This is a genomic window from Streptomyces sp. SP18CS02 (assembly GCF_036322365.1).
GTDB lineage: Bacteria > Actinomycetota > Actinomycetes > Streptomycetales > Streptomycetaceae > Streptomyces.
On sequence record NZ_JAQYXC010000209.1, the window covers coordinates 1 to 339 of the forward strand.

The window sequence follows — 339 nt, forward strand, 5'->3', positions numbered from 1 at the left end:
CGGTCTGCCGCTGGCGATCGAGCTGGCGGCGGCGCGGTTGCGGGTGTTGTCGGCGCGTCAGATCGCTGATCGTCTGGATGACCGGTTCGCTCTGCTGACCAGTGGCAGCCGGACGGTGCTGCCGCGTCAGCAGACGTTGCGTGCGGTGGTGGACTGGTCGTGGGGTCTGCTGGACGAGGGGGAGCGGGCCGTGCTGCGGCGGTTGTCGGTGTTCTCCGGCGGGTGTGATCTGGAGGCGGCGGAGGCGGTCTGCGGGGGGCCGGACGTCGTGGGGGTGCTGGGTTCCCTTGTCGACAAGTCGCTGGTGGTCGCGGCGCCGGGGGCGGCGGTGCCCGGTGC

At 72.6% G+C, this 339-nt stretch carries 1 pseudogene; it reads left to right on the forward strand.

Going from position 1 to position 339, the window contains the following annotated elements:
* Window positions 1-339 (forward strand): annotated as a pseudogene (locus PUR26_RS34565) (hypothetical protein); the annotation flags it as partial.